Origin of the sequence: Psychrobacillus sp. FSL K6-2843 (assembly GCF_038626375.1) — a bacterium.
Taxonomy (GTDB): domain Bacteria; phylum Bacillota; class Bacilli; order Bacillales_A; family Planococcaceae; genus Psychrobacillus; species Psychrobacillus faecigallinarum.
Genome location: NZ_CP152021.1, coordinates 507,923 through 533,088, shown reverse-complemented (window position 1 = coordinate 533,088; position 25,166 = coordinate 507,923). Strand labels below are relative to the sequence as shown.

Here is a 25,166-nt window from a genome sequence, read left to right as displayed (position 1 = left end):
TGCCATATCCCATAGCTAATAAATAGAAAAAAAATAATAATCTGTTTATTTGTCGATAAGGAGATATAAAAGCATTCTATCCTCTTCTTTTTTTAAGTTTTTTTAATAAATCCAAATTGACATCACCCGCTACCGAAAGCCACGTCACAAATAAAAGCATGACTACTACACCTGTGTATTGCCAACCGCCTAGGATTTGATTAAACCAAAATACTGATATAATCATCGCTGTTAAAGGCTCTATACTAGATAAAATACTTGTCTCCACCGCTGTTATGTATTTCATGCTTGAGAGGAACATAACAAATGCAATAGTCCCCATAAAAATAATCAGTACCACGAATATAATAATTGGATATTCCAACAATTCATTCCATTGACTAGTGCTCCAAATTTGAGAGACAGTTGATAGGACAATCCCACCAATTAGCATTCCCCAACCAACAACAACGAGTACACCCCATTCTTTCATCAGCCTAGCTGGATAGACGGTATATATTGAAAAAGCAATACCAAGCAATAACCCCCAAAACAGCGCCTTGTTGCTGATTAATAGTCCACCTATTTGTGCATTAGTTAGCAATAAAAACAATCCAACCAGCGTTCCTATTATTCCTATCACCTGATACTTAGGAGGAAAGACCTTCCCCTTACAGGAAACGTACATAATAATATAAATAGGACCAAGGAATTGTAGAAGCGTGGCTATAGATGCATTACTAGCCTCAATTGCTGCAATAAAAGTGTATTGAATTCCTAGCATCCCTAGTATCGCAAAAATAAATAATTGCTTTAACCAAACGGGCTCCTTCCATATTGCAAACACTTTTTTTCTTTGTAGCATTAAAAAGATTAGTATACTCATTCCAGCCACAATCAGTCGGACTGTTAGGAAGAATGACACGGTTACTTCACTATTATGTAGAACCCATTCCATCATTGGTCCTGTTGCACCCCAGAGAATAGAACCTAAAATAATTAGAAAAATTCCTTTTCCTCGTTCCATTTTAATCACCCTCCATTAATGTTTTAATATTTTCACAGGTAATATAACCTATATTATTTTTTTTTATGAATATATTGTTCTAGGCTAATGACTATATTCTCTAAATTCTGTATAATTACTTATAGATAATTTTTATGGGGGCCTGACGATGTATCTGCAAGCAAAAGAACTAGATTTAAGTGAAGCTGTGTTGAATCATATACCATATCCGACCTTTTTAACAGACCAGGATGGTCTAATCGTTTGGTGGGGCTATGAAGCTGAAAAGCACTTTGGTTATACTTCCGAAGAAGTAAAGGGTGCAAGATTACCTTTTTTTAACGATTATACTCTCGGTCATCTATCAGCTAAGTGGGAAAAGATTATGACGAAGGAAGAAGCAATTCGTATTAATCCAGTAACCCTGTACACAAAAGACCAGCAGTTATTAAAAACAACGCTTATAGTAAAATCCCTTTCTATTAACAATGCTACGTATGCTTTATTCCAATTGGATTCCAATCGAATAAACGATACTGATCAAACAGCATCATTTGAATTAGACTTACTGAAAAAAGCACTTTCTCAAAGTTTTATGGTCCTATATTTGGATAAAGAAGGACTGATCATGCATGCCAATGACCTGTTCCTGAAGAAAAGTAATTGGACCCCAAAAAGAATCATAGGAAAATCCTTTTGGCAGCTTTTCCCTAATACACCCGAGCATATAGCAGTGGCAGATGAAGTAATGAATTGCATTCAAAGAGGAAATACCTACCAAGGCACCGTAGAAAAAATGACAAAAGACGGAACTAACTATTGGGTTGAATTACTAGCAATTCCTATAACTGATATTGAAAATAATACGCTGTACTATCTACTTTTGGAAGAAGAAGTTACGGAAAAAAAATTATTACAATCACGACTTGAGGAAATTGCTTACGTAGATGCTGAAACAGGGCTAATGAGCAGACATCGTTTAGAAGAAGTTGTAAACGAGCATATTGAGGAACGGAAAAACTTTTCCTTTGTTTTTATTAGCATCAACCATTTCTATACACTAAAAGAGATTTTGGATGTAGAAACAGAGTCATTGTTAATGGTTGAACTAACGAAAAGGCTTAAAATTTACTTTGAAGATTCAATTATTGCCAGAGCGGGAAGAGATGATTTTGCTATTATCACTCCTCTAAGCGATTGGTATATTGAAGGATTTATACATTTCTTAAAACAAAATCCTATTTATTTAGAAAACAAGGCGATCCCAATTACAGTAAGTGGAGCTATCACTAAATATCCTGAAGATCAACAAACCTATTTACATCTCTTGAAGGCTACTAATACAACTCTTCAAAAGGTAAAACTAGAAGGCGGAGGCATTATATCTTCTCTTTCTCAATCAGACCATCATAAGCTTACAAGAACGCTCCAAATTGAAAAGAGATTAATAGAAGCACTGAATCATAATGATTTTCATGTTATGTACCTACCTCAACGTAATGTTGCTACCGGAAAAGTCACTTCTGTAGAAGCTTTAGTTCGTTGGAAGGACGAGGTTCTAGGAGTTATTCATCCAGATGAGCTAATTCCAATCGCTGAAGAAACGGGCCTTATTAATGACATTGGCACTTTTATGCTCGAAAAAGCATGCCAACAGGCCGCAATATGGAAACAAAAGGGTTTAGGGATAAAAGTTAGCTACAACTCCTCTATAAGAGAATTCAGAGATAAAAATATGGTGAAAACCGTTCGCTCTGTATTGAAAAAATATAATTGTCCATCCGACTTGATTCAAATAGAGTTTACTGAGAAGTTTGCATTGGAAGCAGAGGCAGAGAAAAAAATTATCCAACAGATGCAAACACTCCATCAAGAAGGAATTACTTTTGCATTAGATGATTTTGGAACTGGTTACGCATCTTTAAGATACTTGCAGTTACTGCCAATTGGTAAACTAAAAATTGATAAATCCTTCGTGAGCTCAATTATGCAACAAAAAAAGCTACAACAGCTTATTCAAGGATTAATACACTTCGGACAATCTCTAGATGTTATAGTTGTCGCTGAAGGTGTTGAAACCAAGGATCAGTTTAACCTGCTTAGTGAAATGGGCTGTGATGCGGTGCAAGGCTATTTTATTAGCGAGCCTATTACTGCAGAGGAAGTTGAAAGGCTAATTATGTTAAACGAGGTTTAATACTGCTATTAAATTTACAGAAGAGGTCGTGACTTGATCACGGCCTCTTTCTTTTCCTAAAATATTTTTAGTTCCCTAACCATAAGTACCTTTTTTCACTATAGCTCAATAAGCACTCCTGGGCGTGCTAATTCAATCGCATGGTTTCCTTCATTCAAAGCGCTAGCTAATAGCTCCTCTAACTCTCCATAATGTGGAAGATGGGTTAAAATCACCTTTTTAGCCTTCGACTGATAAGCCAACATACCCGCTTCGCTCGAAGTCATATGTCCTGAAGCACTCCCGTCCATGCCATCGTATAAGCTACTTTCTGCGATTAAGAGGTCAGCATCAGCTGCAAATTCTATTAGTTTGCTAGTGTAGCTAGTGTCCGAAGTATATACAATCTTTTTATGTCCACTTTCAATTTTAATACTGTACGTTTTAATTGGGTGGTTATTTCTCATAAAAGTGAACCTAAAGGGACCAATATGCAACTCGCTATTTTTATCGATAGTGGAGAACTCGCAGTACTCTATCTCCTCTACCCTACGTTTCATTTCCTCATCATCTGGTCCATATACATGTAATGCCTCATCTGTATTACCAATTTTTGTATTAACTAGTCTCGAAAACAAATAAGCACCAATATCACTAAAATGATCGTAATGATAATGGGATAAAAGCACGTGATTTATATTGTTTAAATCCACATATTTTTGAACATTAGTTAATACCCCACTTCCACAGTCTAATAGTACTTTAAATTCATCCTGTTCAATTAAATAACCCGAACAAGGTCCGTTCTCTTTAGGAAAACCGCCCCACATTCCTATAACTCTACACTTCATAAACTTCCTCCTTCAATTAATAACCTTACCTTCTCTATTCAATTCACATTCCTAAAACACCTTCTAATCCAATAGAAAAGCGCATGCGCCTATAACTGCCACGAATAGCAAATAAAAATTCAAATTTCCGCTTTCCGTGGGGTGAACGAAAAACACACCGTCGCTAACGCGTCGTTTGTTATTGCTTATCTGTCTCAATCATCCCACTGGAGTCGCCTGCCGCTCCAATCAGTTACAAGTTAAATGTTCTTTAGAGAATAAACATTGGAAAAATGGCTTTTTTATAACTCAAATAAAAGGTCACTAGTTATCGAAATATAATTTTTAAAGATTATTTAATATTGCTATCGAAAAAACCGTGAGTAAGGAATACCATACTCACGGCTTACTAGATTTTCACTTTCATGCTTTTTAGGCTTTTTAACCATATCTGCGTTATAATTTCTGCGAACACTAACCCCATTGCTACCGCTCCGGAAATCATTAGTGCAAGTGCAGCATATTCTACTGCTACTCCGTAATCTTCCTCCACTACATTTCTCATAGCATTATAAGCAGACCCTCCTGGAACAAGCGGGATAATACCAGCTACACTAAATATAATCATAGGCATTTTAAACTTCTTAGCCATTATGTGAGCTACGAATGCGATAGAGAACGCTCCAGCAAAAGAAGCAATAATTGGATCATCATTGAGATACCTCACAAGAGAAAATACTAGCCAACCAACCATTCCTACTAATCCACAGTAGACGAGGGACTTCCTTGGAGCATTAAAGATAACTCCAAATGCCGCAGCAGCTATAAAGCTTATGATACCCTGTGCTGCAAAAGACATATCCATTCCTCCTTATAAAGATAATATAAATGCTACGCCCGCTCCAATTGCAAAGGCAGTTAGAAAAGCTTCCGCTCCCTTTGAAAGACCAGACATAAAGTGCCCTGCCATTAAGTCACGAACAGCATTAGTAATTAGCAAACCTGGAACAAGAGGCATTACCGAGCCAATAATAATTTTGTCTATTTCTACACCATACCCATAACGAATAGAAAGCATAGCAATCATACTGATAATAAGTGCTGCAAAAAATTCGGCGAAGAATTTCACTCTCGTTTTTTCTTCCAGTAAGTTAGCTACTGCATAGCCAATTCCACCAGCAAACATAGCATGAGGTACATCTATTAAAGGAGCGCCAAATAACCACAGAAAGGCACCTGAAGCAACTGCAGCTGCTGCGATCCGAATCCAAAAAGCATACATCTTATGGTCTTCGTCAATTCTTTTTAATTCAATATATGCTTCTTCCAAACTCATTTCATTGGAGGCTAGCTTGCGGGATACTGCATTCACAAGAGCAATTTTTTCTAAGTCCGTTGTTCTATTATTTACTCTTACTAATCGTGTTGGAAGATTATTTTTGCCACTGAAGAGAATTCCGGTCGGGGTCACAAAGCTTTGGGACTGAGTCAATTGTTGGGACAATGCCATTCGATCCATTGTATCCTCTGCTCGATACGTCTCTGCCCCACTTTCCATCATCAATTTTCCAGCAAGTAAACAGCACTCTACCGCTAGTTCATAATCGGTTTTCAACACTCCTCACCCTCCTTCTACTAACATTACAATTTCCCTTTTTAGAAACGTTTAATCTAATATAACATTTACTAACAAAAAAAAGGTGAATGAGAAGATTTCGAAAAAGAGCTTTTATCTATAAAGCTTAGCGCCTATATTTGTTCCTACAAGATAATAGAAAGAAGTGAGGAAGTAGTTCCTTACATACTTGGTTTATGACGTTCAATGTAATAGAAAAAAATAAAGCCCCAAAAATTTATTACATTTTTGGGACTTTTGAATTTCTATGGTGGATGTTGTATCACAGCCTTTTAACTATGATTGCTGCTTAATAGGAAAGTAAACCAATTTCTTTAAAGGTGTCCAGGTTATAGCTTTTCATTTCCTTCAAAGCAATCGTATATAAGAAATCATTTGCATAAATAATTCTTTGAATCATGGATTCCCAATCTTCATATAACTGTGCTGGATTTACTTTGGTAAGCAGCTCTGCCTTTAAAATGATTCCTGCTTCCGGTGTTATTTCGTAAATCATTGCACCATCTTGCTTATAGCTACTATATTCCTGCCCCTCTAGTTTGTCATAAATAGCCACGGGGAAACCATAGAGATTTTTCTCAACATGCTGGAACAATGCATGATGATCATATTGAATAGGTGAATATGTCCCTTGGCCACCAATTATCTCCGTGTCCACTTCCTTTGGATTTGCAAAGTCGCTAACATCAAAAAGGGATATCTTCATTCCTTCCGTCTGTATTATAGGCTCCTTGCTACCATTTGGTACAAAAGAAGTTGTTTCGTAGCCAAAGCCGATTAGATGGTTTTCCCCTAATGGATGTAGGTAATTACTGAAACCAGGAATTTTTAATTCGCCTAGCACTTTGGGCTTCTTAGGATCAGCGACATCAATCACAAACAACGGATCTGTTTCTCTGAATGTTACCATATATGCTTTGTCTCCCATAAATCTTGCCGAATAAATTCTTTCCTCTTTTGCTAAGCCTGTAATAGAACCTGCAATTTCCATGGATTTATCTAATATAAATAAATTATTTTCTGAAGTATTATTTTGGTCCCAAGGATTACCTGTTGTGGTGACTGTTCTAAAATATCCGTTATGCTCATCCATGGAAAATTGGTTAAGGATTGTTCCTGTGAGCTTAGCTGAATCAACAAATTCAACTGAGGTGTCCTGTAGAGAGAATTTATATACCTCGGTATCCATTTCACCAGGATTCCATATCATTTTTTTACTTGTTCCGGCCTCTCTATTCTTATAAATGACTGAGGTTAAATAAAGATTTTCTTTGGACATATATAATTGCTGACTTCCTCCTAGAAAACTCTTCGTCTTAGCCTCATTCACTAAAGGATTCGAAATATCTAATGCTGTAATAACGGTATAATTCCCATCCAAAGAATCAGGTAAGATTGAGATTTGTTGATAATCTAAAGGTTCAGCTTCTTGACTATTCTTTGAGTCATACGTGAATGGCCTTAACTCCGTGTCTTTGTTTTCCTTCATCATCCAATATCTTGGCATTACTGTTGAAACAAGGTAAAGAATATCTCCATTTAAACGTACCCCATTCATATAACCTTCCGAAGCTATTTCTCTCATTAGCTTTGGAGATTTAGGGTTGGAGATATCGTATAGAAAAACACTAGTCATACTTTCCCAAGCAGGATCTATTCGTGATTGAGAATCTCTAGCGTCCAAAGTATGATACACATTCTTTTGCCCAATCACTAGAAGTGTTTTCCCCTTTAATAAAAGTTGACTAGGATAGAATGAATCTGTAAATCGTATCTTATTTTCCATTTTCATATTCTTTCCATCATGAATACTATTAACAACAACATTATTTTCACTTATAGCAAATACATGAGAACCATTCGTCTGGACTATATCTGCTTCTTCTACTCCTTCAACTTGATTGTTCGTCGTGGAGTAACCCCCGCTTCCAGTAGATTTCGTTTCTGCTTCCATCGCCATGTCTTCGGCTGTTTCTTGTTTTACGTTTTCTCTTGATCCCATCACTAGCTTAAAATATGCCTCTAACTCTTCTCGAGACTTTACTGTAGGAAATGCTTCGTGGACCTCAAATGTATATTCACTTTTTCCTAGCCTATACTTTTCATCCACATAAAGAGTGTACTTACCTTTTTGGAGTCCAGTTATTTCAATGGACTTCCCTTTATTCGTCAGCTTATAAGCTGCTTTAACCTTATTTCCTGACTTATCCGTTAAATACACCGCCTCTTTTTCCAAGGCGTCTTTACTGACAGCCTTCGAAAAGTCCGCCTTAAAAATTTGGTTGGATATTACATAACTTTGTGCTGATACCTTTTGATTGGAAAAGTAAATCCAGACAGTACTAACCGTTAAACAAAGCCCTATTGCTATGAAGGATATTAGCCACTTTTTCATTTCGCGCTTCCTTTCTTTTACATTTATTTTAACTATTAGACTGAATTTTTTATAAATAGTTACAATACAAATTTATTGTTTTTTTGTCGAATATTGTTATTAGAATTATAGAGAATTTTCTTACTTTCATATAACATAGATTAAGAGGGGGATGTAAAAAAACAAAGGGGGAAAAATTTTGAAGGCACTTACTCGATTTTCAAACACTTTAATGGTCAGATATCTACCTGATCCATACATATTTGTTGCAATGCTAACTCTATTAGTATTTTTGTTAGGGATAATCTTAACCGATTCTACGCCACTGGAAATGGCAACATATTGGGGAGATGGTTTTTGGGGATTACTATCTTTCACTATGCAAATGGTTGTTGTTTTGTTAGCTGGTCATGTACTGGCAAGTAGTCCGCTTTTCAAGAAAATATTGAGCTCTTTAGCTAGAATTGCTAAGTCACCAGGCTCAGCAATTTTGTTAGTTTCAGTAGTTTCTTTAATTGGCTGTTGGATTAACTGGGGGTTTGGTTTAGTAATTGGGGCACTTTTTGCCAAGGAAATTGCCAAGCAGGTTAAAAATGTAGACTACCGCCTATTAATTGCAAGTGCATATTCAGGATTTATCATTTGGCATGGTGGTCTAGCTGGTTCTATACCACTTTCTATTGCAACCGAGGGTCATCCATTTGCCGATATCATGGGCGTAATACCAACTACAGAGACATTATTTACACGGTATAATTTAATCATTGTAATTGCATTATTTATTTCTGTACCTCTTTTAAACAGATGGATGATGCCAAGCAAGGAAGATACATTGTCTATTGACCCTTCTTTGCTAGAGGAAGAGGTAGTAATAGAAAAATCTACTGAAAAACCTACTCCTGCCGCAAGACTAGAACGAAGCTATTTGTTGACCGGATTAATCGGTCTACTGGGACTAGTCTATTTGATAAACCATTTTATTACTAAAGGCTTTGACTTAAACTTAAATATTGTTAATCTTATTTTCGTTGTGCTTGGCATCATCTGTCACGGCACACCAAAAAACTTTTTATTAGCCGTTAAAAATGCTGCAAGTACAGTTGGAGATATCGTTATTCAATTTCCTTTTTACGCTGGCATCATGGGCATGATGGTTGCTTCTGGTCTAGCTGGAGTTGTTTCGGAAGCATTTATAAGCATTTCTAACGAGCATACATTTTACCTCTTCACTTTTTATGCTGCTGGAATAGTTAACTTCTTCATTCCTTCTGGTGGAGGACAATGGACTGTTCAAGCACCAATTATGTTGGAGGCTGCATCAGCACTTGACCTAGACTACGCAAAAACTGCCATGGCTATTGCCTGGGGAGATGCCTGGACGAACATGATTCAGCCATTCTGGGCTCTACCAGCTTTGGCAATTGCCGGGTTAAAGGCAAAAGATATCATGGGTTATTGTGTATTTGTATTATTATTAAGCGGTGTCATTATTAGCATAGGTCTGTTCTTTTTCTAAAAATATTATTTATACATTCCCCTTATTTGCTAAAGAGGATCCCTTTTCATGGGATCCTCTTTTCTTATTCTTCAAACGGCCATTTCGGTAGCATTCTGTTTAACTTTTTATCTTCACGATAGCCAAGCACATATTCTGCCTGCATGATTGTATGGATTTCTCTTGTTCCTTCATAAATGACAGGCGCCTTCGAGTTTCTTAGGTATCGAGCGACCGGATACTCATCGGAATATCCATAAGCTCCATGAATTTGAACTGCATCGTCAGCAGCCTTATTAGCAAAGTCACATGCCTGCCATTTTGCCAAGGAGGTCTCTCTAGTATTGCGTACCCCTTTGTTCTTAAGTTCTCCAACCCGATAAACAAGCAGACGGCTCATTTGAAGACCGGCTTCCATTTTGGCAATCATTTGTTGCACAAGCTGATGCTTGCCAATCTCTTTCCCAAAGGTTTCTCGTTCCTTAGCATATTTAACACAGGCTTCTAGACACGCGAGCGATAGACCTGCAGCCCCAGCGGCAACTGTAAATCTACCATTGTCTAAAGAAGCCATTGCAATTTTAAAACCTTCTCCTTCTTCTCCTAGAAGATTCTCTTTAGGCACTTTCATGTTTTCGAAGAAGATTTCCCCGGTATTCCCTGACTTAATGCCATATTTTCCTTTGATGGCCTTGGAAGAAAAGCCCTCCATTGTACGTTCCACGATGAACGCACTAATCCCATGATGCTTTTTAGATTTATCGGTATAAGCAAACACGATAAAATGGTCTGCCGCATCACATAAGGAGATCCAAGTTTTTTGCCCATTTAAAATATAATTATCACCATCTCGAACAGCTACGGTAGACATTGCAGCTACATCGGAGCCAGCTCCAGGCTCTGTAAGACCGAAAGCACCTATTTTTTCTCCCTTAGCTTGTGGCTCCAAATACTTCTGCTTTTGTTCCTCTGTTCCCCATTGCAGTAAGGTCATCGAGTTTAAGCCCGTATGAACGGATACAGCTGTTCTAAAAGCAGTGTCTCCTCTTTCTAATTCTTCACACACAATAGCAAGAGAATTATAGTCCATACCACTTCCGCCGTATTTCTCAGGGATACAAACTCCCATCAATCCCAATTCAGAAAGACGGCTCCATATTTTAGGATCAAACGCACCCTGCTCCTCCCACTTTGCGATATGAGGGATGATTTCGTTATCTACAAATTGTCGAACGGTCTTACGAAGAAGCTCCTGCTCATCTGAGAATTCAAAGTTCAATCTTCTCACCTCTTGCCACATATTCTTTTATTTCTACTCCTCTTGCCGCCATTTCTCTAATATATAACTCCCCTGGTACAATCAGCTCTGGTGTAGAGACTCCTGGTTTTTTAATAACACCATTCCCAATCATTTGTGCTACGACCGAAATAGTGTTTGCTGTTGCGCGAGCCATAGCAGTTTCACCGGATAGAGGGTCCTTTTTGGTTGCCATCTCATACGTATAGATTGTCTCATCACCGTCTTTTTCCCCTTTTACAACAACTCTTAGTAGTACTGCATCCTCTTTGTCTCCAAGGAGAAGAGAAGGTGTAAGTACTTCTTTTAGCACTTCTCGAACGTTGATAATATTGCCACCAGCGTTTACCGTCTTGTTCTTATCAGTAAGACCTAAATCTACTAATAACTTAAACTTTTCAGCGTGTCCCTTGTATCGGATTGTCTTATACTCCAGTGTTTGGACATTTGGAAATGATTTAGTCAGAGTGGATGTACCCCCTGCTGTATGGAATGCTTCTAGCTCCTCATAACCTTCAAACTGAATTGGCTCAACTTCTGTTAAAGAGGCAATTTCCTCTAGTTGGCCATTTCTAATTACATGCGATGGGTCTGTGTAATGATCGAATACTCCTTCTAGGGAGAAAACAATATTGTATTTAAATATCCCTTCAGGCTCAACTGGAATTCCACCCACGTATAGGTGAATATCCGTCACCTCATCTAATTTACTTGCACCGTAGCCAGTAAGTATATTAATCATTCCAGGAGCAACTCCAAGATCCGGTATTAAAGTTATTCCTTTTTCACGAGCCTTTTCATCCAACGAAAGCACCGCATCTGTCGCTCCACCAATATGACCACCGAGGTCGATGGAGTGAACGCCAACCTCTACTGCGATTCGTGCCACTTTTTCATTGAACGAATAAAATAATGCGTTAATCACGACATCTGCCTTTTTCATGACCTCCATCAAATTGACATCGTCGTTTGCATCTAGCCTTAATACTTCTATCTTAGAATTTTGCATCTTCTCTTTAAACATATTTGCCTGTCCCACATCTAAATCACATAAATAAATTTTATCTACATTTGGACTCAAAATTAAATCCCTTGCAGCCTCTTTACCCATTAAACCTGCACCTAATACAGCAACCTTCATATCATTATCCTCCTTATTCTGTGTCTATTTGCGCTCTCTGTAACTTTCCGCTGTAATCTATATAGATACTTTTCCACTCTGTATAAACATCTAACGCTGCTACTCCGGAATCTCGGTGTCCATTTCCAGTTCCTTTTGTCCCTCCAAACGGCAGATGAATTTCTGCCCCTGTTGTTCCTGCATTGACATAGACAATACCCGTATCAAGGTCACGCTGCGCTCTAAATATTTTATTAACATCTCGAGAAAAAATAGAACTAGATAAACCAAATTTCACACCATTGTTTACTTCGATTGCTTCCTCTAAGGAATCAACCTCGATTAAAGAAACAACCGGACCAAAAATTTCTTCCTGAGCAATTCTCATATCGGGCTTAACATTAGAGAATAGAGTTGGTGCATAATAGTTCCCTTTTGCTAAATCACCATTGTCTAAAATTTCTCCACCTACTACTAAATTAGCACCCTCCTCTTTTCCTATCTGGACATAAGAGTGTATTTTCTCTAGGGCATTTTTGTTAATAACTGGGCCTACTTTAACGGATTCATCCATGCCGTCTCCTATGGTCAACTTCTCCATTCTTTCAAGAAGCATTGTCTCCAATTCCTTCTTCACATCTTTGTGTACAATCACCCTACTGCATGCTGTACAACGTTGTCCTGCTGTCCCGAACGCGCTCCACAAAATGCCTTCTACTGCAAGATTTAAATCTGCGTCCTCCATAACAATTACTGCGTTTTTGCCGCCCATTTCTAAGGACACTTTTTTCAAGTGTTTCCCTCCGAGTTCTGCCACCTTACTTCCAGTGTCTGTAGATCCAGTAAAGGAAATAACCTTGACATCCTCATGTTCAATCATTGCTGTCCCTACTTCTGATCCAGACCCAAAAACGACGTTTGCCACTCCAGGCGGCAAACCAACTTCTTGGAATATCTTAGCCATTTCATAGGCCATCATTGGGGTTTCAGTAGCTGGTTTCCAAATAAATGCATTTCCTGCCACTATTGCCGGAAATGACTTCCACGTAGCAATCGCAACCGGAAAATTCCATGGAGTTATTAGCCCCACTACTCCAATCGGTGCTCGAACACTCATTGCAAATTTATCTGCTAGCTCAGAAGGTGTTGTTTCACCGAATAACCTTCTTCCCTCACCCGCCATATAAAAGGCCATGTCTATGCCTTCCTGAACTTCTCCCCGACCTTCCTCAATGACTTTCCCCATTTCTTTTGTCAACACTTGGGCAAGATGTTCCTTTCTTTCTTTCATTAGTCTGCCAATTTCATATAGATAGTCTGCTCGCTTTGGAGCCGGAACTAGTGCCCACTTTTTTTGCGCATTGACGGCTGCCTTGACTGCTGTGTCCACATCTTCTTTTGTAGACATCCTTACCTCCGCTAGCTGCTCACCATTTGCAGGGTTCAATACAGCTGTATATGTTGCTTCTCCCTCTTGCCATTCCCCATTAATAAAGTTTGATAATTTCATTTTCCTACCTCTTTCCTTATAAATTGAAAACGGTTTCATAAATATTACATTCTCTAACTTCTATTAAAACCCTTTAAAAAAACTAAAAAATTTGAAAAATTGAAAAGCTGAAACCTTTTATTTTATTGTTCGTATACATATTTAATTACTATGAGGAGGGAAATATATAATGAATAATCATGAAATAGATTACAAATTGCATGGTGACGATATGCAGTTTGTTGAAATTGAACTAGATCCACAGGAAACAGTCGTTGCAGAAGCAGGAAGCTTAATGATGATGGAGGACGGAATCTCTATGGAAACCATCTTTGGCGACGGCTCTGGCAACAGCGGAAGTGGCCTGATGGGGAAATTAATGGGTGCAGGTAAACGTATGTTAACCGGCGAAAGTTTATTCATGACTACCTTTACAAATGTAGGTAATGGGAAAAAACATGTTTCCTTCGCCTCTCCATATCCAGGGAAGATTATTCCAATGGATTTAAGCGAGCATCGTGGAAAAATCATTTGTCAAAAGGATGCTTTTTTGGCTGCTGCTAAGGGAGTATCTGTAGGAGTAGAGTTTCAACGTAAATTAGGTACCGGTTTCTTTGGTGGAGAGGGATTCATCATGCAAAAGCTTGAAGGAGATGGTCTAGCATTTGTCCATGCAGGTGGTACAATTCACCAGAAAGTTTTACAACCGGGTGAGGTATTACGAGTAGACACTGGATGTCTAGTTGCTATGACTTCAGAAGTCGATTACAACATAGAAATGGTAAAAGGCGTTAAAACTGCTCTATTTGGAGGAGAAGGATTATTCTTCGCAACTTTACGTGGCCCTGGAACAGTTTGGATTCAATCCCTTCCGTTTAGCCGTCTAGCTAGCCGAGTATTTGCTGCTGCTCCACAAACTCCTGGTGGTGGTTCTAAGGGAGAAGGTAGTATTACTGGAGGCTTGTTTGATCTTTTAGGCGGTAAATAACGAAAATAAGATGTCCATAAATTACAAGAAAGCTTGAATATGTACCCAAAGGCAAGAATGTTGTTTTTACAGCATGCTTGTCTTTTTGAATTCTGAACGTCTTTTTTAAACATATAATTATTTTAACCCAGCATATTGCTTATAATCTTGAACTACTCCCTTCATATACTAATTAATAAGAATAGAAGCACCATATTTCTTATAGAAATGAAGGGAGGAATTATAAATGGAATATAATTTTGGATTTTGGCTTGGTCTTTTAGGTATTATCTTAGCGGTAGTCGGCTACTTTTTCTATCCGATTTGGCTTGGAATTGCTGCCGTTGTATTAGGTTTCGTAGCACTATATCATTATAAGCAAATAATCTTGGGCTGGCTGTCAATTATATTAGGAGTTATTATATTATTACTTCAATTTATATGATTTGAGAATCAATGACCGAAGTACTAAATAGAGGTTACTGGTTAATACCAGTTTAGGAGAAAATAGTTTATAGGCATGTGTGGAATCCCATATATGCCTTTTATTTTAAGTAAAATTGATATTCTGCTTCCATTAGAGTTCATATTTAATAGTAGTTATGCAGTATCATTTACCCCAAAAGTAACATATACATACAATAACTTCCCCTATCAATTGGACATTAAGCGAAATCCTATTTATTTATTCTTATAGAAATGAATGCAGAAATGTTGACAATATAAGTTGAATTTTAAAAAAAACATCCGACTTATCAAACATATAAAGGAATCCATATTAATGACATCTTTAGCTATCCTAATTTCCATATTCTACTGGATGGGATTACAAGACATTTTTAAATATGGATTCTATTCATTTATGTAATCAACCCAGCTTACTCGGATTGTTCTCTTCCATTTTTATGTATAGTATAGCAGGAAACTAGCTGTGTATTTTCCCGCTACCTTAGTATAAATTTACTTAATGCATGATTGATATAATAATTTTGAAAACTAAAAGTGAATAAAAAGCTATATTCTTTCACTTTGACACATACCCCTTCAAGTAAAGTTAGAGAAGTATATTCTCATCTTACCCATTATTATTTAGCGTACACTCTTCTCAACCTCAAGAAGAAAAAACTATTTGCACCCAAAAAAATAACAATATCAAAGTTACAATTGTAGTTATTGGAACGACTATCAATGTTACGCTTAAATAATCTTTCCAAGAGACCTTTATCTTGTTACTTTTTAGAATATGCATCCAAATTAGTGAGGCAAGTGTACCGATAGGTAATAATAATGCCCCCATATCGCTACCAATAATATTCGCAAGATAAATAGTCTTTAAAGTAATTGGATCTAATCCCATCTCTGTTAAAGTAATGGTTCCAATCATTAGCGCCGGATGATTATTGAATATATTAGAAAGAACGGATACTAATCCTCCCATGATAATACTTGCTTGAAACAATCCCTGATTTACAATTGGTTCACATAATTGAACTAATAGTGATGTCAATCCTACATTATTCAACCCGTATATTATGACATACATTGAAAATGCAAAAACAAGTATATGCCAAGGGGTCTTCTTAAGTATATCAACTGGACTAGTCCTTAAATGATACCATCTCCACAACAATAGTACAGCAGATCCAAGTACTGCGACAATCTCAATAGGTATGGTTAAATATGATGCAATAAAAAGTAGACATCGAATAATAAATACAAATACTAATATTTTCAACATAAATTTGGAACGTTTTTGTTTTGTTTCAAATGAAGTCTTTGCTTTGAACGGATGAAAATTTTTAGTGAAAAAGAATTCTTCTATGTCCATTGAGGAATTTGGTAAAGTTTTCGGTAGTTTTTTTCTTAAGACAATATACATTAAGAAAGACATGAATAACAAACCCAATGTTGAAGGAACGAACATCATTGCCGTATGTGCCCAAAGTGACATATCAACTATCTTTAATGCAATTAAGTTTACAATATTACTTACTCCAATCGGCGCACTGGAAGCAGTTGCTATTAAAGCTCCACTTAACAAATAAGGAAGCTGCTGACGAGGTTTTAAACGAAGATTTTTTAAGAGCAGGATTAATATTGGAGTTGTAATTAATATACTTCCATCATTATTAAATAATAATGTCATCAAAAAACATAATAATTGAATATACCAATATAACCGAAGTCCAGACCCCCTTGCCAAGCTTGTCAGCCTAGCCGCTACCCAATTAAAAAATCCAAAGCTTTCTAATATTATAGCCATGACAATTGTTGCGATAATGGTTAAAGAGGCACTTCCAATTTTAGTAATAATATCTATAACGTCAGCCTGAGACACTATTCCTGTAAGTATAATAATTGCTGCACCTACTGAAGCTGGCCATGCCTCATTTAACTCTTTTGGTCTCCAAAATATGACAATCATAGTTGCTAGGAACACCAAACTGGCGATTCCAATCTGAAAGCTCATGCATATACCATTTCCTCTCGAAATAAAAATAAATGTTTGTCCGTTTCCATATATGTATATTCGCTTTTCTCTAGAAAGAGCAAGATGTCTGTCTATAGCTTGGAATTATATATTTTTTAACAAAAAACGCCTATTAAAAAAATAGACATTTGAGCATTTTTATAAATGACAACTTACTATTCAAAAACTAACTTTTGTCAATTTGTTCATGCAGGAGCAGGTTGCAACTCGTGGGCTGTTTAAGACATATACAGCATTTAAAAGAAAGCACAAAAGTGTCTGTTATCTTTTACCCCATACACAAGAATAGAAAATAGGCTGTCGATACTTTCTCGTCAGCCATAAAGGACGGTTTTATTCTTACAATTTATAACTATTTGTGAAGTTATGCAGGCTCGCAAGTGAAATTTTAATTCTAAGTAGAAGTACATTAATTATGTTTAAACTTGGTGTAAAGTTTTAATATGATCTAGATTTAAATAATACGAATGCAATTTTGCTCCATGAATTTCAACTAAATTTTCCTCTATTTCGTTTAATTTTCCTATATGACTTTTATTCCCCCCAGCATTAAGCACGACAATTTTATCTTTGAACTTTTCAATTTGTTGTTTAAATGTGCTTGCTAATATCTGCCTACTCGATTGCACTAGGCTATTATGAAAGTTTTTACCGTAGGGACTTTCGTTTTCAGCGTAGGGTATAAGCACCTTTAAGTGACGGAGGGAAACATATACTATTTTATAAACAGGGGAATAGAATTCAATATAATCGTCCATCAAACTTAAAATATATCCATGAATAGGCGGTCCATCTGTTACATACAGCTCAACGTAATTTCCTTTAGCTTGAGTAAGAATCTCTCTAAAAGAAAGATCTTTTTCCTCTTCAACTGTAGAGATAGTTGGAGCGTGTGTAGGAGCCATAATATCATCTTCATTAATATTTACTTCAAAACGCTGTATATGTTCTAAAGAAATGTATACAAAATCTATCCCATTAAAAAGGACAACCAGATCACTTCCTGAATCTACGAGCGTACCATTCATCATTTTTTTCCCTGAAACCTCTATTTCGACAACTTCTGTTATAAGATTTTGAATAATATTATTCAAGGTTAACCCTCCTTTCTAGTTATTATCTAAATAGCAAAATCATACGTTTAAGCTTAGAGAAATTTAAGGGTAAGTTACATAAAATCATATATTTCATCACCATTAGTCATTTGGAGAGCCTCGTTTATTAAACGCTACTTATTCCTGTCGTTGCCTGTCAGGCTCTATTTCCTAGTCTTTCTTCGATTATTTGCTGGTATCTCTTTTTCGAAAATTCCATTAAAGCATAATACTGTCTTTCCAACATGAAGTCTTCCGTTTGTTTTCCGTAGATTACTTTTTGGTTGCTTTCTTCTTGCCCATACTTTTCAAAAGCATCAGATTCTATATTTTGAAGACGCTCATACATATTGGTTGCATGATTCATTAAAGAATAATACTGTTTTTCTAATATTGCTCTTTCTTCTTTTGGGTTTAACTTTATAATTGAGGTTTCAGGTACAGTTATTATTTCGTGCTCAAGATTTTCATTGGAGAAATTAGTTTTTTTCATTTTTAATTTTATTTTTTTTTTCCTTTTACGCCTTAAATAAAATAAGTTATTAAAGTCGTTCAGGTCCTGTTCTCTATCGTTTTCTTTTACTCCTGGTATTAATACATCATTTTCTTCAGCAGTTTCTGGGGAATGTATAATTTGGGACTCAGCTTTTATAAATCTAAAAGGCAGGGATTTTTTGGAGGTTATATTTTCTTCTAAATTAGTTTCCATTATAGGCTCTACGCTATTAAGAGTTTTACTTTCGTTTATAATATTATCGGGATTTGCTGTGCGTAAAAATCGTTCTCTTATAGGCTGTACATCTTGTCTATTAGGCTGTAACGAGTCATTGAACTTTGGCATCCTAACTCTTTTATAAACAAATGAATCTTCCTCTTCATTAGCTCTAACTGTATTTTCATTTACAATTTTATGATCTATATTTGCAATATCAGTTGCTTCTTCTTGTTTTTCTTCTATATTAAAGTCATTTGGATCTTCCTCTTGGTCGGCTCTCTCCAAAATTTCAATTTTTGTTAGTTGTTCCGTTAGCGTCACAGTTTCTTCTAAGTTCTCTCCCGAAACAAAATCAGTCGGACCTTCCTCTTGGTGGATACTATTTAGAATCTCAATTTCTGTTAGCTGTTCCATCAACGTATTGTTCACAGCTTCTTCTAAGTTCTCTTCCAGAACAAAATCAGTCGGACCTTCCTCTTGGTCGGTACTATTTAGAATCTCAATTTCTGTTAGTTGTTCCGTCAACGTATTGTCCACAACTTCTTCTAAGTTCTCTTCCAGAACAAAATCAGTCGGACCTTCCTCTTGGTCGGTACTATTTAGAATTTCAATTTTTGTTAGTTGTTCCATCAACGTATTGTTCACAGCTTCTTCTAAGTTCTCTTCCAAATTGCCTATCCCTAAAATAGGCCTCACAGATGTTCCCTCTTGCAGATTTTGTTTTTCTGTATCCCGCTTATTATTATGTTTATCAATCTTAATCACTTCCTGTGCCCTACTATTATTAACAAGAGGTATATATGATTGCTCAACATAAAGATGTTCCTTACTATTAAATAAACTAATCTGTTTTTCAGTAATCTTGCTAAAGACACTTGATATGCTCGAGTGTGGCACATAAATTAGATTTTCATCATTTACTAATACGATATAATCTTTATAGATTTTGCTTAAGACTCCTATTAGTTGCTGATTACTGAAACTATTAATCTTAACCCAGTTGTATTTCATTCCTATTAATGTATTCGTGAAATAGTTACTGTTAAGATAGGGTACCGCTTCAGAGGAAATAAAATTATCCTTAGCATTTTTTGAAAAAGCAAGAATATGATGTAGGGAGATATAGTAGACGTTATTAGTTATTTCACAGATCAGGTAATCGTTTTTGACATTCAACAAGATTCCCTCAATAAATTGATCGCCCTTAAGAAACAAACCAACTTTGTTACGTTTTAGGGCGCTTAAAGCTTCTTCAATTTTTTTAGACTGCATTGGTAGCGCCTCCTTTTAAAACATTCGTCGACTCTGAATTACAGAAACGACGAACGCATGGTCATCTATTCATTTTCATTTTTTACTTCATGATTGATATTTGCTTCATTTATTTCCACTTCGTGCTTAGGCTTTTCACCTTTTTGGTGCTTATCTTCGTGTTTTGCTTTCTCTTCCTTGTTTGCTTTTTCTTCGCGTTTTTCTTTGTCTTCTTTGTTTGCTTTACCTTCGTGTTTTTCTTTGTCTTCTTTGTTTGCTTTACCTTCGTTTTTTTCTTTGTCTTCTTTGTTTGCTTTACCTTCGTGTTTTTCTTTGTCTTCTTTGCTTGCTTTACCTTCGTGTTTTTCTTTGTCTTCTTTATTTGCTTTACCTTCGCGTTTTTCTTTGTCTTCTTTGTTTGCTTTACCTTCGTGTTTTTCTTTGTCTTCTTTGTTTGCTTTATCTTCGTGTTTTTCTTTGTCTTCTTTATTTGATTTATCTTCTTTTTTTGCTTTATCATTGTGACTCTGTTCATTTACGGTATTGGCTTTGTCTTCATTATTTTCTTTCTTTTCTTTACTTTCTTTATTTCCTTTGTCGCTACTATTTTTTTTATCTTTACAATGTTCATCTTTATCTTTTTCTTTGGACTTTTCTTTTTTATCTTCTTTGGATTTTCCACATGTAGAAATTTGGCTAATGTTACGCATATGGAACAAGGAAACCCGAATTACTTCTTCGTTTGAAATTATAGTTACAAATTCATTATTAACGCCTTCCAATACACCTTCTAATGATTCTGGTCCACCGCGATTAACTTTGACCCATTTATATCTCAGACACTCTAAAATATCTTGAAAATCTCTCGCTTGTATAAAATCTAATTCCTCTGTTTCCACTTCTAAATCCACAGATTTTTTAGCGTTATGTGTCAAACTCTTCACGTGATGTCTATTATAGTAAATGATTCCATCCTCTTTAGTGTGCAATGTAAGATAATCCTTTCCTACTGCAAGCAGCCTACCTACGCGCGATTCTGGCCCACCTCTATCCACCTTAATAATCCTATTTACTAAAGAAAGCAGCATTTCTTTCTCCATAAAATTCCCCCCTTTTTATTATCCTAGTATCTATATGTATCTTAGGATTATTAAGTAACAGACATAAGCCTAACTATCCTTGATAGGCCAAGCTAATTAGTTTAATTTTTAAAATTCGCCGATTCTAGAAATCAGAAACGACGAATAAATTTTTATATATTTACTTAGGACTTTGTATTATCCTCAGTTTTTTTTTCATTAGAGCCCTTGTTTTTACGATCTTTTACTTCGTAACTAACGTTTCTAATATGGAACATAGAAATTCTGATAACTTCTTCTTTCGCTATAATGGTTACAAAATTATCGTTTACTTGATCGACAATGCCTTCTAGCTTTTCTGGTCCTCCACGATTAATTTGTACCCAATGGTATTTTAAGCTTTCTAAAACTCCCTTAAAATCCTCTGCTTGAATAAATCTAAAATCTTCAGGAACTTGAAAATCAAATTGCGAATCGTTTTTTGTATTTGAAGTTAAACTTTTTATGTGATGAGTTCTATAATATACAACACCTTCGTTTTCAGTTAACAACGCGATGTAGTCTACTCCTACCGCAATTAGCCTTCCTTCCCTGGATTCTGGACCACCTCTGTCTATTTTTATGATGTTATCAACAAGGGAGTGTAACATTTTAATATCCAATTCTTCTAGCCTCCTTTTTATTTATCTTAATATTCATATGTATAAGCTGAATGTCTTGTAATAGACATACGCCCACTTTTATATTTAATGTCTCTCATAAAATTCGACATAAAAAAGCTCAGCAAGGAGGGGTTCCTCTCTTTGCTGAGCTTTTAACGTATTTTTAACTTTTACTTACCTTGTTTAAATTCATTTAAGTACTCTTTGACTTTATCTGTATCAGCTTTTAATTCGTTTCCTGTTTCCACTAGAGGACTTACAGTGGACACGGCTTTTTTCTTGTTGCCTTGGTAGTAATTCAATATTTCATCTTGGTTAATGGAATATAAAACTGCTTTACGTAAGGATTCACTTTTCGCAACTTCACGATCCTTCGTATTAAATAACAAGTAACTTACTGCATTACTATCATTTTTTTGAAGGGATAGCTTGCTGTCGTTCTCAACTAAATCGTATTTAGTTTCTGGTACTCCATTAAATATATGAATTTCGCCATTGCGAAGAGCTGATAATGCACTGTCAGCATCCGCGATAAAGCGTACGGTCACATTTGTAATTTTCGCCTCATTTTCTGTACCTGGCATATAGACTGGGTTTTTCATGAATACTGCTTCGTAATCATTTTTGTAAGTCAGAATATAAGGACCACTTGCATATAAAGTATTGTTATAAGAAGAGCCTTCCGTTACAGTATTCTGATCCCCATAAGGAATATCTGTTTTTACATCAAATGAATCTACTTCATACGTGTTAATGCTTTCTACTTGTTTCTGAGAAACAATACCTGCTGATTGGTGAGCCAGGTAGTTTAAAACTTGCGGGAATGGATTCGTAGTAGTAATTTTTACTACTTGGTATTTTCCAGCAGCTGCATCAGCTTCTGTTTTATTTGACACTAATTCGTTAATGCCAGAATCCACACCTTTTTCTAAAGCTTCTTTTACAGAAGTCTCGCTTCCGGATTGCTTCACATCAAGTTCTGAAAGATCTGTAACGATTTCTATATTTTCCATGCTTTCATGTAAGCTGTATGTGCGGTGATCTGGAACTGATTTGCTGTCTTTTGCACGGTTTAATGAGAATACAACATCCTCTGCACCCACGCGTTCACCAGTGTCTACTGCTTTTTTATCTGTTACTGCAGCGAAGTTAATATCATCTCTTAGTAAGAAATAATAATCTTTGTTGCCATCTGCTATCGCATGATTCAATGATAGAGATCCATCAGAAACTACTTTATCATCATCTGTTAAGTTAACTAAACGGACATACATATTTGTATTCAATGTATTGATAGAACCGTCATTGCCTTTGATAGGATCTAAAGAAGTTAAGGATGCAATACCTTGTTGCATAACCAATGGTTCAGAGTTTCTTTTAGAAGTGTCTGTAAAGTCAATTGTCTCCCATGCTATTGCACGAGATTTAGCTAGTCTTACTGTATCTTCATTCAACACTTCTTTGTTTACTCCTTGCGCTTTGAAAGAGTTATATAAAGGTGCAATATAAGCTTTTTCTAAAACTAGAAGTTCTTCAAATTCTTTATACGTTTTTGTGTATTCTTCCGGTGTTTCTGTACTTGCTCTTTCAATTAATTCATCAATTTTCTTATCAGACATAATACTGTTATCGCCATCTGATTTAAATAATGCACGTACTGCATAATCTGGGTTACCCGTAACTGTCGTCCAGCTTGATAATGCCAAATCATAGTTTCCAGCATCTTTTTGAGCTGTAAAACTACCGTAATCAGGTTGTATGTTTAGTTTTACTTCAAAGCCGTTTTTAATTAATTGGTCGCGTACAATGTTCATATCCGCTTCACTAGAACTCATGCCTAATAATTCAATTACAACGTCACCTTGCTCTGTTTTGGAATCGGATTTGTCAGTTGCTTTATCAACATCTGATTTAGTATTAACACAGCCCGCCAATACTAAAACTAGAGTAAACAATAAAGCTAATAATCCTTTTGTGTTCTTCATATTTTTTCCTCCTTGTTGAGCTTGCTTTAATCCATTCTCGGATCGAATGCATCTCTAAGTCCGTCACCTAAAAAGTTGAAAGATAATACGAGTCCTATAATTGCTAAACCCGGTATAATCGCCAAATAGGAATTGGACTCTAAATAAGTACTGCCTATCTTTAAAATATTGCCCCATTCTGGTATATGGGGTTCTACTCCAAGACCTAAAAAGCTCAAGCTGCTTGTTGCAATTACTGCTGTGCCTATCGTCAGTGTAGCTTTGACGATCATAGGTGCAAGTGAATTGGGAACAATTTGCTTAAAGATGATTGATAGATTGGAAGCTCCTAAAGCTCGAGCCGAGTCTACATATTCGTAGTTCGATACCATCATTACATTAGCTCGCATTGTTCGGGCATAAGTCGGAATCGAACCAACACTTAAAGCTAGTATAAGATTCGTAGTATTTGCTCCAAATGCTGCAATAATAGCGATGGCTAGTAATATTCCTGGTATTGCGTACAAGATATCTAGCAAACGCATAATGATGTTATCTGTACGCTTGCTATAATAGCCTGCCAACGCTCCTAATGCTCCTCCAACCACGAATGGAATTAGGGTCGAAGCAAAGCCCACTATTAGGGATATTCTTGCCCCGAAAATAATTCGAGAAAATAAATCTCTTCCGTAATTATCTGTACCAAATGGATACTCAAAGCTTGGCGGCTGGAGCAATGCCTCATAGTTGTTCTCTACTGCAAAATCATAGTCAAACGTAAACCTGCTAGTTACAGACAAAGCGAACATAAGAATGATAAAAAACATTCCTAATATAGCAGTAGAATTACGAGTGATTTTATCCCACATCGTGTTCCACTTCACTATGCGTGAAAGACTGTTACTTCGGGTTTTAATGATTAAACTAATACCAAGCACAAAGTTAAAAACATTACCCGTTAGAGACGTAATGATTAATACAATGGCTAGGCCTTGCATCCACCCTGGTGCCCCTTCATCTCTGACATACTTGGCAACAGCTATCAAAGTAAATACTTGAAGAACTAAAATAACGATTAAAATACCTATTGAGGTTAAAAAAGTGTCTGACACATATGGTTTAAAAAGATTAAATGCAGAAATAACTAGGATAAACAGCTGGGTGAAAATCATCCAAATGCTAAATGTATATTCCGGTGTTTTCTTTTCTTTTATCAAGTTAAAACCAAACGAGGATACAAAGATATTAGCAGTTAATATCGCAATTATTTGGACATAGCCAAGCCTTCTTGTAGATGATTTTAAATGTCCTAGATTCAAAAGCTCTCGCTTCATTCTCCAGATAATAAAAAATTGAAGTGCTGTAAAAAAGGCATACACAGCAAAAATACTACAAGCAATCGGCTTAATCGTGCCCATCTCAAAATCAAAACTATTAAATAATAAAAATATAGTTACTAGAAGAGAAAGTACTCCTGCAAAGTTCGCCTGTGTATATTCTCGTGACAGCTTTAATGCATGTTGTTTTTTAGTTACCACTTT

19 protein-coding genes are annotated in these 25,166 nt (G+C 36.2%); 4 read left to right on the top strand and 15 right to left on the bottom strand.

Annotation, left to right across the window (positions count from 1 at the left end):
* Positions 1 to 76: 76 nt before the first annotated feature.
* A complete protein-coding gene (locus MKY94_RS02590; RefSeq protein WP_154311604.1) occupies positions 77 to 1,006 on the bottom strand; it encodes a DMT family transporter in 930 nt (309 codons plus the stop codon).
* A 148-nt stretch (positions 1,007 to 1,154) separates the two neighbouring features.
* On the opposite strand from MKY94_RS02590, the gene MKY94_RS02585 reads away from it, so the two are divergent.
* Complete coding sequence (locus MKY94_RS02585; protein ID WP_154311606.1) at positions 1,155 to 3,182, top strand: bifunctional diguanylate cyclase/phosphodiesterase; 2,028 nt, start codon at positions 1,155 to 1,157, stop codon at positions 3,180 to 3,182.
* A 98-nt stretch (positions 3,183 to 3,280) separates the two neighbouring features.
* Here MKY94_RS02585 and MKY94_RS02580 read toward each other — a convergent pair whose 3' ends face one another.
* The 4 genes from MKY94_RS02580 to MKY94_RS02565 form a co-directional block, all read right to left on the bottom strand.
* Positions 3,281 to 4,012, bottom strand: coding sequence for an MBL fold metallo-hydrolase (locus MKY94_RS02580; protein WP_154311608.1), 732 nt, complete (start codon positions 4,010 to 4,012; stop codon positions 3,281 to 3,283).
* Between the two features lie 388 nt (positions 4,013 to 4,400).
* On the bottom strand, positions 4,401 to 4,850 hold the full coding sequence (locus tag MKY94_RS02575) for a threonine/serine exporter family protein (RefSeq protein WP_144539952.1): 450 nt from the start codon (positions 4,848 to 4,850) through the stop codon (positions 4,401 to 4,403).
* A gap of 12 nt (positions 4,851 to 4,862) precedes the next feature.
* A complete protein-coding gene (locus MKY94_RS02570) occupies positions 4,863 to 5,609 on the bottom strand; it encodes a threonine/serine exporter family protein (RefSeq protein ID WP_144539954.1) in 747 nt (248 codons plus the stop codon).
* 307 nt (positions 5,610 to 5,916) lie between these two features.
* On the bottom strand, positions 5,917 to 8,022 hold the full coding sequence (locus tag MKY94_RS02565; protein WP_340844068.1) for a beta-propeller domain-containing protein: 2,106 nt from the start codon (positions 8,020 to 8,022) through the stop codon (positions 5,917 to 5,919).
* Between the two features lie 178 nt (positions 8,023 to 8,200).
* On the opposite strand from MKY94_RS02565, the gene MKY94_RS02560 reads away from it, so the two are divergent.
* Positions 8,201 to 9,517, top strand: coding sequence for a short-chain fatty acid transporter (locus MKY94_RS02560; protein WP_144539958.1), 1,317 nt, complete (start codon positions 8,201 to 8,203; stop codon positions 9,515 to 9,517).
* 64 nt (positions 9,518 to 9,581) lie between these two features.
* On the opposite strand, the gene MKY94_RS02555 is transcribed toward MKY94_RS02560, so the two are convergent.
* The 3 genes from MKY94_RS02555 to MKY94_RS02545 are packed head-to-tail and all read right to left on the bottom strand — an operon-like array spanning position 9,582 to position 13,423.
* On the bottom strand, positions 9,582 to 10,775 hold the full coding sequence (locus MKY94_RS02555) for an acyl-CoA dehydrogenase family protein (protein WP_191696959.1): 1,194 nt from the start codon (positions 10,773 to 10,775) through the stop codon (positions 9,582 to 9,584).
* The gene (locus MKY94_RS02550; RefSeq protein ID WP_144539962.1) at positions 10,765 to 11,934 is read right to left on the bottom strand and encodes a saccharopine dehydrogenase C-terminal domain-containing protein; all 1,170 of its coding nucleotides are present in this window, start codon (positions 11,932 to 11,934) and stop codon (positions 10,765 to 10,767) included. The genes MKY94_RS02555 and MKY94_RS02550 overlap by 11 nt, the downstream gene beginning before the upstream one ends.
* Positions 11,935 to 11,947: 13 nt before the next feature.
* A complete protein-coding gene (locus tag MKY94_RS02545; protein ID WP_191696960.1) occupies positions 11,948 to 13,423 on the bottom strand; it encodes an aldehyde dehydrogenase family protein in 1,476 nt (491 codons plus the stop codon).
* 169 nt (positions 13,424 to 13,592) lie between these two features.
* On the opposite strand from MKY94_RS02545, the gene MKY94_RS02540 reads away from it, so the two are divergent.
* Positions 13,593 to 14,390 carry a TIGR00266 family protein gene (locus MKY94_RS02540; protein ID WP_191696961.1) on the top strand — a complete coding sequence of 266 codons (798 nt, stop codon included), beginning with the start codon at positions 13,593 to 13,595 and terminating at the stop codon, positions 14,388 to 14,390.
* A gap of 226 nt (positions 14,391 to 14,616) precedes the next feature.
* A complete protein-coding gene (locus MKY94_RS02535) occupies positions 14,617 to 14,814 on the top strand; it encodes a C4-dicarboxylate ABC transporter (RefSeq protein ID WP_144539968.1) in 198 nt (65 codons plus the stop codon).
* A gap of 666 nt (positions 14,815 to 15,480) precedes the next feature.
* Here the strand turns inward: MKY94_RS02535 and MKY94_RS02530 are convergent.
* The 7 genes from MKY94_RS02530 to MKY94_RS02500 form a co-directional block, all read right to left on the bottom strand.
* Complete coding sequence (locus MKY94_RS02530) at positions 15,481 to 16,839, bottom strand: arsenic transporter (RefSeq protein ID WP_144539970.1); 1,359 nt, start codon at positions 16,837 to 16,839, stop codon at positions 15,481 to 15,483.
* 440 nt (positions 16,840 to 17,279) lie between these two features.
* The gene (locus MKY94_RS02525; RefSeq protein ID WP_144539972.1) at positions 17,280 to 17,954 is read right to left on the bottom strand and encodes a DUF2642 domain-containing protein; all 675 of its coding nucleotides are present in this window, start codon (positions 17,952 to 17,954) and stop codon (positions 17,280 to 17,282) included.
* Between the two features lie 157 nt (positions 17,955 to 18,111).
* Positions 18,112 to 19,941 (bottom strand): hypothetical protein, encoded by a 1,830-nt coding sequence (locus tag MKY94_RS02520; protein WP_342577949.1) that lies wholly within the window; start codon positions 19,939 to 19,941, stop codon positions 18,112 to 18,114.
* 65 nt (positions 19,942 to 20,006) lie between these two features.
* The gene (locus MKY94_RS02515; protein ID WP_342577948.1) at positions 20,007 to 21,020 is read right to left on the bottom strand and encodes a hypothetical protein; all 1,014 of its coding nucleotides are present in this window, start codon (positions 21,018 to 21,020) and stop codon (positions 20,007 to 20,009) included.
* Between the two features lie 164 nt (positions 21,021 to 21,184).
* Positions 21,185 to 21,661: a hypothetical protein gene (locus MKY94_RS02510; RefSeq protein ID WP_342577947.1), complete on the bottom strand. Its 477-nt coding sequence runs from the start codon at positions 21,659 to 21,661 to the stop codon at positions 21,185 to 21,187.
* A gap of 170 nt (positions 21,662 to 21,831) precedes the next feature.
* Entirely contained in the window at positions 21,832 to 23,646 is a 1,815-nt protein-coding gene (locus MKY94_RS02505) for an ABC transporter substrate-binding protein (protein ID WP_342577946.1), read from the bottom strand.
* Between the two features lie 26 nt (positions 23,647 to 23,672).
* Positions 23,673 to 25,163: an ABC transporter permease gene (locus MKY94_RS02500; RefSeq protein ID WP_225321728.1), complete on the bottom strand. Its 1,491-nt coding sequence runs from the start codon at positions 25,161 to 25,163 to the stop codon at positions 23,673 to 23,675.
* Between the last annotated feature and the right edge of the window lie 3 nt (positions 25,164 to 25,166).